Origin of the sequence: Deinococcus planocerae (assembly GCF_002869765.1) — a bacterium.
Classification (GTDB): Bacteria; Deinococcota; Deinococci; order Deinococcales; family Deinococcaceae; genus Deinococcus; species Deinococcus planocerae.
Genome location: NZ_PNOR01000068.1, coordinates 1 through 7,728 on the forward strand (window position 1 = coordinate 1; position 7,728 = coordinate 7,728).

Sequence of the window (7,728 nt, forward strand, 5' to 3'; positions counted from 1 at the left end):
GTCGGGACAGCGAGGAGCGCATCTGCCAAAATACGAGCGCGCTCCCCGCGAAGCTTGAGGTTCCACACACCCTCTTTCTCGCCCCTGGGAGCGCTTTTTCGCTACCTATTCAGGTGCAAGTTCTGAGGTCAAGGCTGACCTCCCCACTCGGTGACATCCATTTCCCCCGACAGCAGCCGAGGCAACAGCGCGTCGCGGAGGTGGGCAAGGCGGGCGGATTCATGGCAATGGTTGAGGATAAGTTGTGTCCATCCACTCGACCGCTCCTCAAAAGCGGCCATAACCGAGATGGGAGGAACCACGGCAAAAACGCTTTTCAGCGTATCCCGGGTGATCGTGTCGAAAACGGCGCCGTGAGTTCTGCGTTTAAGTTCCTCCACAGCCGCAAGCGTAGAAAAGTAGGTAAAGTTGATGCTACTTCCGTCACGTGGAAACAAGCCATAGCAAGACTGATTCATAGCTATCTCGACTGCCGTCAAGGCAACTTTGCCAACCGTTCCTCGCGCGGAAATGATTGTCGTGCCTACAGGAAGAAGCCGCGTTGACGAACTCTCCAGGCCCTTGTCCGTAATGGTCTTCTCCGTTTCAAGAACCCATATATTGCCGTCGCTTGGAACATCCACAACCGAGTACCAAGGAATCTGCCCGCCCCAGAACTCGGGGTTGGACGTTTTCGGGGTTCCACCGCCGAAGATTACGAGCCGCGAGTCAAAGGGCGCGTATCCCCACCCCCTCGGCACCTCCCGCCCGTCCACTTCCTCCATCTCGTTTGGGAACAACGCCGCCGTCTCCGCGTCCATCCCCTCCGGCATCTCGCCCCGCATCTTCGCCCGCACGGGGTCGAAGTCGATGAACCAGCTTTTGAACATAGCGCGGGCCATCTGCTCCAGCGTGCGGTTCATCCGCTGGTTGAGTTCGATCTTGTCGTCAAAGGCAGAGAGGATAGCGGCGATTTGGTGTTGGATGGGGAGGGGAGGAAGGGAAAGCTCCAAATTGGCTAGATCAGAGCCCCGAATACCTGCTGCTGCAACTTGCTCAACGATAGAGAAGATTTTTTGACGGCCTATAGGAGAAGCAAAGTAGTAGTATAAAAATTTTGGATCGACAGTTTTCTTATCGGGCCGCGCCCTAATCAAGTGTGATTCAAAGACTGTGGGTTCTGTTCCTAGAAAAATAACGGATTTACCAGCCCCAGATAATACGAGAGATTGCCGTGCAAAAAGTAGGTCTCCCGACTGCAAATAGAAGGCTGCCTCATTGTCAGTGACAGGCACAAGATCCATTTCTATATCTCGAATAATATCGTGGGCGAAGATTTCGCCCATATTAACCATTTTTACGCCCGCTCCACGGACCGCCTTTGGTCGAGTTAGGCCATTTTTCAATGGTTGTGCTAGCCACTCTCGAAAAGGTTTAGAGACCCACTCACTCGCCATCCTGTCGCCCTCCCAACCCCTCCAACTCCCTCTCCAACTCCTCCACGCTCGGCAGTTGCCCTTTCAACTCCTCCGGCAGCGCCTCGGTCAACTGGTAGGTGCTCACGCCCAGCGGCTTGTCCACACCGCGCAGGGCGTACTCGGCAATGAGCCGGTTCTGCGTCTTGCACAGCAGCAGGCCGATGCTGGGGGCGTCTTGCAGATGGCGCTTCAGGTCGTTCACCGCCGAGAGGTAGAAGTTCATCTTGCCCACGTACTCGGGCCGGAACTCGCCGATCTTCAGGTCGATCACCACATAGCAGCGCAGGTGCAGATGGTAAAAGAGCAGGTCGAGGTAAAAGTCCTCGCCGCCGACCTCCAGGTGAACCTGACTGCCCACGAAGGCAAAGCCGACGCCCAGTTCCAGCATGAAGTCGCGCAGGTGCGCGAGCAGCCCACGTTCCAGGTCGCGCTCCTGGGCCTCCTGGCCGAGGGTCAGGAAGTCGAAGTTGTACGGGTCTTTCAGGAGCTGCCGGGCCAAGTCAGACTGTGGAGCGGGCAGAACACGCTCGAAATTGGTCACGGCCTGGCCCTGCCGCTCGAACAGCCGGGACTCGATCTGGTGGACGAGGACGTTCCGGCTCCAACCGTGCGTGACGGTGGCGCGGGCGTACCATTCGCGCCGCTGTGGGTCGCCGAGCTTTTCGACTAGGGCGACGTTGTGGTACCAGGTGATTTGTGCAAGCACCTCTTGCACAAATGCGGGCTCGGGCCAGGCGGCGGCAAAGGCCCGCATGTACTTCAGGTTCCTGGCGCTAAAGCCCTTCATGTCCGGGAACTCGCGCCGCAGGTCCTGGGAGAGCTGGTCAATGACCTTGGCGCCCCACCCGGCCTGCCCCTGACGGTGAAGGATGGTCTGCCCGATGTGGTGGTAGAGCAACACCAGCTCCCGATTCACGGCGAGAGCCGCCCGCGTCTGCGCAGCCCGGATGTGGGTCTTCAGTTCACCCAGCAGCGCGGGGTACTGCTCGGGGAGGGCCAGCTCACCCACCATAGCCCAACTTCTCCAGGTTCTTCTTGATCAGGTCTTGCAGGCGGTCACTCTCGTCGAACTGCCTGCGGAGCTCTGAGCTCAGGCGGGCCATCTTCTCTCCGAATGGCTCGCTGTCCTCTTCTTTCGCGGCGGCCCCGACGTACCGCCCCGGTGTGAGCACCCATCCGTTCTTCTCGATGTCATCGATGGTGGCGGCCTTGCAAAAGCCGGGGATGTCCTCGTACTCGCCGTCGCCGTCGCCTCGCCAGTTGTGGTAGGCGCGGGTGATCTTGGCGCGGTCGTCGGGAGTCAGGTCACGCTCCACGCGTGTCCGCATGTACCCCAGCTCGCGGGCGTCGATGAACAGCACCTGGCCGCTGCGGTCGCGCAGGGGGCGGCCCTCCTGACCCCGACCGTTCTGCTTGTTGTTCGCCAGAATCCACAGGCTGACCGGAATCTGCGTGGTGTAGAAGAGCTGCCCCGGCATGGCGACGATGCAGTCCACCTTGTCCGCGCTGATCATGTTCTGCCGGATGACGCCCTCGCCGCTCTGGTTGCTGCTGAGGCTGCCGTTGGCGAGGACCACGCCCGCGGTGCCGTTTGGGGCGAGGTGATACAGAATGTGCTGGAGCCAGGCATAGTTGGCGTTGCTGGCGGGCGGCGTGCCGTACCTCCAGCGCCGATCCCCGCTCAGGGGGCCGCCCCAGTTGCTGATGTTGAAGGGCGGGTTGGCGAGCACGTAATCGGCCCGCAGGTCGGGGTGCAGGTCCTGGTGGAAGGTGTCGCCGTTCTTGATGTCGGCTTCGATGCGGCGGATGGCGAGGTTCATGCGGGCGAGCTTCCAGGTGGTGTAGTTGCTCTCCTGCCCATAGATCACGATGTCGCCGAGGCGGCCCCGGTGGGCCTCGACGAACTCCTCGCTGCGAATGAACATGCCGCCCGAACCGCAGGCGGGGTCGTACACCCGGCCCTTGTATGGGGCGAGCAGCTCCACAAGTGTCTGGACCACACTTCTGGGGGTGTAGAACTCGCCGCCCAACTTTCCCTCAGCGGCAGCGAAGCGCCCCAGCATGTACTCGTAGACCCTGCCTAGCAGGTCGCTTTCCTTCTCCTGCTTGGCCTCGCCCTCCTCGTCGAACAGGTTGCCCGGTGCGGTCGGGGCTCCCGTGGTGCCGCCCGTGCCGTACTCGCTGATCTTGTCGATCAGGCCGCTCAGCACGCGGGGCGGCAGGCTGGGGCGAGAGTAGTTCTTGGGCAGCATGTCTCCGAGCTGCCTGGGATTCTCGCGTTCCAATGCCTTCATCGCGTCGTCGATCTGCTTGCCGATGTCGTCTTGCTTCGCGCCCGCCTTCAGGGTATCCCACCGCGCCTCACGCGGCACCCAGAACACGCCCCGCGCGGTGTACTCGTCCACATCCTCCGGGTCGGAGTATTCGTCGGCAGCCACTTCGTTGTACACGAGTTGAAAGGAGTCGCTGACGTATTTTAGGAAGATCAGCGGCAGGACGACGTGCTTGTACTCTGCGGCGTCGATGTGCCCGCGTAATTGATCGGCGGTGTTCCAGAGGAGTTCCTCAAGGCTGGGGCCGATGGTGCCGCCCCGGGTGGTCCGTGCTCGGGTCATGTGTGTGCATGATAGTGCGATGCTCCGTGGGTGGCGGCAAAAAGAAGACCGCCAACCTTGGGTCGGCAGCCTCTCACAGCGGTGGCCGGACAGGTTGAGGGTCTTCCCTCCAGTGGTCCGGCCCGAGCGGAGCGAGCACCCGTGATGAGAGCGGTCGCAGTGGAGTGGAAGGGACGCAGGTTGTCTCCAGGGCGGAACGGAGTACCGCGATCAAACTCCATTTCTTCAGTCCGTGTACGCCCCCACCGCCGCGCTGCTCACCAGCCGCGCGTACTTCGCCAGCACGCCGCGCTTGTAGCGGGGCTCGGGCGCCACCCACGCCGAGCGCCGCCGCTCCAGTTCCTCCTCGTCCACGTGCAGGGTGAGTCGCAGCGTCTCCGCGTCCAGCTCAATGGTATCGCCCTCCTGCACGAGCGCGATGGGGCCGCCCACAAACGCCTCGGGGGCGACGTGCCCCACGACCAGCCCGAAGGTGCCGCCCGAGAAGCGCCCGTCGGTGATCAGGCCCACGCTGTCGCCCAGCCCCTTGCCGATGATCGCGCTGGTGGGCGAGAGCATCTCGCGCATCCCCGGGCCGCCCTTGGGCCCCTCGTAGCGGATCACGAGCACGTCCCCGGCCCTGATCTGGTCGCCCATGATCGCCGCCATGCACTCCTCCTCCGAGTCGAACACACGCGCCGGGCCGGTAATCTTGATGCTCTTCAGGCCGCTGATCTTGGCGACCGAGCCCTGGGGCGCGAGATTCCCCCGCAGGATGGCGAGGTGCCCCTGCTGATAGATCGGCTCCTCGAAGGGGTGAATCACGTCCTGCCCCTCGTCGGGCGTCTCCGGCTCGTCCGCCAGGTTCTCGGCGACCGTCTTCCCCGTCACCGTCAGGCAGTCGCCGTGCAGAAGACCGGCCTTCAGCAGCATCTTCATCACGCGCGGGATGCCGCCCACCTCGTGCAGGTCGGTCGCCACGTACTTTCCGCTGGGCTTGAGATCGCAGAACACCGGCGTGCGCTCGCGGATGCGCTCGAAGTCCGCAAGCGAAAGGTCTATGTCGCAGGCGTGCGCAATCGCCATCAGGTGCAGCACGGCGTTGGTGGAGCCGCCGACCGCCATGATCACGGTGATCGCGTTCTCGAAGGCTTCCTTGGTCAGGATGTCGCGCGGGCGGATGTCGCGCTCGATCAGCCGGATCAGGGCACGGGCGGAGTCGGCGGAGGAGGTCGCCTTCTCCGCGTCCACCGCGCTCATCGTGGAGGAGTACGGGAGGCTCATGCCCATCGCCTCGAAGGCCGAGGACATCGTGTTCGCCGTGTACATGCCGCCGCACGAACCGTTGCCGGGGCAGGCGCGCTTCTCGATCTGCTCGAAGTCCTCACGGCTGATCTTGCCCGCACCGAAAGCGCCCACGGCCTCGAAGACCGAGACGATGGTGAGGTCCTTGCCGTCGTAGTGCCCGGGTTTGATGGTGCCGCCGTAGACAAAGACGGCGGGGATGTTCAGGCGGGCGATGCCGATCATCGCGCCGGGCATGTTCTTGTCGCAGCCGCCCACCACGATCACGCCGTCGTGCGACTGGCCCCGGCTGACGGTCTCGATGGAGTCGGCGATCACCTCGCGGCTGACGAGCGAGCACTTCATCCCCTCGGTGCCCATGCTGATGCCGTCGGACACCGTGATCGTGCCGTACACCTGCGGCATCGCCCCGCCCTCGCGGATCGCGTCGGTGATGTGCCCGGCCAGCTCGCCCAGCCCGTTGTTGCACGGCGTGATGTTGCTCTGCGCGTGCGCCACGCCGATGATCGCCTTGTCGAAGTCGCCGTCCCCGAAGCCCACGGCGCGCAGCATCGCCCGGTTGGGGGCGCGCTCGTCCCCCTGCGTGACGTGGTGGCTGTTCCAGTTCAGCTTCTTCTTCGCCGTGGTGTCCGTCATGCCTTCAAGCTACGCCAATCCTCCGGGGGGACGGGAGCGGCGGCACAGACAGGCGGTGGGGGCCCGAACCGTCGCAGGTCTCGCCGTCGTGACGGGCGCCGGGCCGTACCCTGTCGGCATGACGGCCCCTGCCCCGGCTCCCCTCGTCTTCGTGTACAACGCGGACGGCGGCGTCCTCAACGGTCTCAAGGACCTATGGGTCAAGACCGTCCGGCCTGAGGAGTACGACTGCCAGCTCTGCGCGGTGACCTACGGCCTGACCGGGATGAAACGCGAGTGGCGCGACTACGTGAGAGGGCTGGGCCGCGACGTGCGGTTCCTGCACCGCGACGAACTGCGGGATCAGTACGGCGTCGAGGGCGTGCCCCTCCCCGCCGCCTTCGAGGTGGGGCCGGGCGGTGCCCTGTGCGAATGGATTCCCGCCTCCGAGATGCGCGCGGCGGCGAGCCTGGCCGACCTGATGCGGCTCGTGAAGGCCCGGCTGGACCAGGGCAAGGCCGAAGCCTTCCGCCTCGCCCCGGTCCCCTGACCCCCGCCCTTACCCGAGGTTCAGCCCCACGTCGAAGGTCGCCCGGTAGCCCTGCTCCGGGCTGCCCGTCGGATTCAGCAGGAGCTGGTTGCCCCCGTTGCGGTAGATGCCGTCCCCCGCGTTGAGCACGTTGCGCCTGCCCTTGCGGCTGTAGGGCGTGCGGGCATGAACCCGGTCGGTGACCTCCTCCGGGAAGAACAGTTGTGAGGTGAACTCGCCCGTCGCCTGCCCCGAGGCGTTCAGGGGCCGCAGCTTGAAGTGGATGTGGACGGCGCGGCCCGGGTACCAGCCGGGATAGACGGTGGTGAAGGTCGCCCGCCCCCGCGCGTCCGTGACCTGCGAGCCCCGCAGGAAGTTGCCGCCGTCCCCCTGCACGCCCGAGTACACGCCCAGCGCGTCACACTGCCACACGTCGACGAGCACGTTCGCGCGCGGCTCGCAGGCCCCCACCGCCACGCGCGAGGTAACGAAGGTCAGCGTGAGCGGCACCCCGGCGCTGACCTGCCCGCTGGACGTGTCCCGGCGGAGGTCGCTGCGGCGCGGTTCCCCCTGCACGAAGAATGGCCCTTCCGTCATGGCAGGGCGCACCACGCAGCCCGGCAGGCTGGCCGCGCTGCCCGTGCCCGCGCTCGTGCCGCTCCGCTGGGCGAGCACGCCGCCGCCCACCGCCAGCCCCGCGCCGCCCAGGCCGAGCAGCCGCAGGGCCGCCCTCCTGCTCAGCAGGGTTCCCACCATCTCGTCGTCGTTGTCCTGGTCGTCGTGCTGCGGGTGCGGGTTCATGGCAAACCTCCTGGGAAGCTGGGACTGGCCGCAGCCTACGGGCCGCCGGTTAGAGCCGGGTTGGAGGCGAGGATTTCACCCGGTGTGGCCGAACACCTCCACCGTTGTTGGTAGGGTGGCCTGAGAAAGGGAGCAAAAATGGGGATTCGAGTTAGCTTTTATCACGGTTCTTCTGACGGTCTGCTCTCTAATTTTTTAGGTGGCCCGCTCGACGAATTTCACGCTTGGTATCAGGAGACTTCCGAGGAGTTCCCGGAGGAGGTTAATCCAGCGTGTGTCGCACTCCTTGAGAATGTAGTTCTCAGGAGTTGCACCTCGCATAGCGCAGTGAATAGCCGTGCTGGCGGAGAAATTCCGAGTTTCTGCTGAACGTCAGGAGCAGGCGGTTCAAATGAACGTCTGGCATGACCGTCATCAGTGCCAGAGC

The 7,728-nt window shown here is 64.2% G+C and carries 6 protein-coding genes; 1 reads left to right on the forward strand and 5 read right to left on the reverse strand.

Going from position 1 to position 7,728, the window contains the following annotated elements; all coding sequences use genetic code 11:
* Positions 1-128: 128 nt before the first annotated feature.
* The 4 genes from A7B18_RS20520 to ilvD form a co-directional block, all read right to left on the reverse strand.
* Complete coding sequence (locus tag A7B18_RS20520) at positions 129-1,325, reverse strand: restriction endonuclease subunit S (RefSeq protein WP_180970282.1); 1,197 nt, start codon at positions 1,323-1,325, stop codon at positions 129-131.
* 100 nt (positions 1,326-1,425) lie between these two features.
* Complete coding sequence (locus A7B18_RS20525; RefSeq protein ID WP_102128531.1) at positions 1,426-2,469, reverse strand: PDDEXK nuclease domain-containing protein; 1,044 nt, start codon at positions 2,467-2,469, stop codon at positions 1,426-1,428.
* Positions 2,459-4,072, reverse strand: coding sequence for a class I SAM-dependent DNA methyltransferase (locus A7B18_RS20530; RefSeq protein WP_102128532.1), 1,614 nt, complete (start codon positions 4,070-4,072; stop codon positions 2,459-2,461). Before A7B18_RS20530 ends, A7B18_RS20525 begins: the two co-directional genes overlap by 11 nt.
* A 225-nt stretch (positions 4,073-4,297) precedes the next feature.
* Positions 4,298-5,992, reverse strand: a complete 1,695-nt coding sequence (gene ilvD, locus A7B18_RS20535; protein ID WP_102128533.1) for a dihydroxy-acid dehydratase — start codon at positions 5,990-5,992, stop codon at positions 4,298-4,300.
* Between the two features lie 118 nt (positions 5,993-6,110).
* On the opposite strand from ilvD, the gene A7B18_RS20540 reads away from it, so the two are divergent.
* Positions 6,111-6,521: a hypothetical protein gene (locus tag A7B18_RS20540; RefSeq protein ID WP_102128535.1), complete on the forward strand. Its 411-nt coding sequence runs from the start codon at positions 6,111-6,113 to the stop codon at positions 6,519-6,521.
* Between the two features lie 9 nt (positions 6,522-6,530).
* Here the strand turns inward: A7B18_RS20540 and A7B18_RS20545 are convergent, their stop codons facing one another.
* Positions 6,531-7,301: an intradiol ring-cleavage dioxygenase gene (locus tag A7B18_RS20545; protein WP_102128534.1), complete on the reverse strand. Its 771-nt coding sequence runs from the start codon at positions 7,299-7,301 to the stop codon at positions 6,531-6,533.
* Positions 7,302-7,728: the final 427 nt, after the last annotated feature.